The sequence below is a fragment of the Rhodococcus quanlei genome, assembly GCF_055231015.1.
Map to the genome: position 1 here is coordinate 1 of NZ_JBUYWD010000044.1, position 1366 is coordinate 1366.

Annotated in this window: 1 protein-coding gene; it reads right to left on the minus strand. The window is 66.3% G+C overall.

Annotated features, from left to right (window positions below; translation table 11 throughout):
* Window positions 1–25 precede the first annotated feature (25 nt).
* Entirely contained in the window at window positions 26–1105 is a 1080-nt protein-coding gene (locus ACZI8Q_RS20645) for an IS110 family RNA-guided transposase (protein WP_463375445.1), read from the minus strand.
* Between the last annotated feature and the right edge of the window lie 261 nt (window positions 1106–1366).

Here is a 1366-nt window from a genome sequence, read left to right on the forward strand (position 1 = left end):
GAACGTGTGATGCTCCTATGTTTCGTCAAGGGGTGTTTTGGGGGTTGGGGTGGGTCAGGAGTTGGTAGATCTCGCGGGCGACGGCGCGTTTGAGGCAGCGGATGATCTCGCGTTTGGTTTTGCGTTGGGTGCTGCGGTGGGCCACGTAGTTGCGGGTGCGTTCGTCGTGGGTCATGCGGTTGATCACAATGAGGTAGAGGGCTCGGTTGGCTTGCCGGTCGCCACCTCGGTTGAGTCGGTGGCGATGGGTTTTACCCGACGACGCCGGGATCGGGGCGACGCCGCACAGGTTGGCGAATGCGGCTTCGCTGACGATCCGGTCCCGGTTGTCACCGAAGGTGGTCAGTAGCTGCGCGGCGGTCTCGGGACCGACCCCGACCCGGTCGAGGAGTTCGGGTGCGGTGTGGGCGACGAGGGTGCGGATCTGCTTTGTCAACGCCCGTTCCTCGTCGGTGAGCTCGAGGATGCGGCGGGCGAGTGAGCGCAGCGAGGTGACGGCGGCGGCGGTGACGGCGGCGGCGGTGACGGCGCCGGGGGTGATCGGGGCCGGCCGCTTTTGGGCGCAGGTGCGCAGCAGTTTCGCATCGGTCAACCCGCGTAGGGGCGAACGCACCGGTTCCGGAGCGGTGACGATCATCGCTTTCAACGCGGTGACCGCCTCCGCGCGGGCTTTGACCGCCGAGCGTCGGGCGTTGCGCAGGAAGCGAATTGCTTCGACGGCACCGTCGTGGGTTTTGGGTGTGGTGGTGGCCCGGCCGGACAACGCCGCGGTGGCGGCGGCGTAGGCGTCGATCGGGTCGGATTTGCCGCGGCGTCGTGCGCGTCGATCCGGGCGGTCGACATCGACGACGGTCAGGCCGGCTTCCCTCAGCACGGTGGTCAGGGCGCACCCGTAGCTTCCGGTCCCTTCCACACCGACACGGGCGACGATGCCGGTGCTGATCAGCCACGCGAGTAGCCGACGGTGCCCGGTCGCGGTGGCCTCGAACTCGCGGTCACCGATCTGCCGGCCCACCGAATCGACGATCGCCGCGTGGTGGGTGTCTTTGTGGGTGTCGACACCGGCATAGACGGTGAGGCTGACAGTAGGCGGTGTTTCGGTCATGCTGGACACAGGTCATCCCCTTTCAGACGGTGGCCACGCACCCGGCCGGGACGGCGGACAACACTGTGACGGGACTTGTTGGTCAGGCTCCTATCAGGTCACTCCGCCCGAACGGTCGCGTGTGTTTTCGGTGTCCGATACGGCAGGGTCGACACATCACGCGCAGGACAGTCTCACGACGTCAGTGACATTGCGAGTCAGACCCCACCGCACCGAACACATCCAGTATCAACCGGACCACCCCAGACTCACAGTGACATT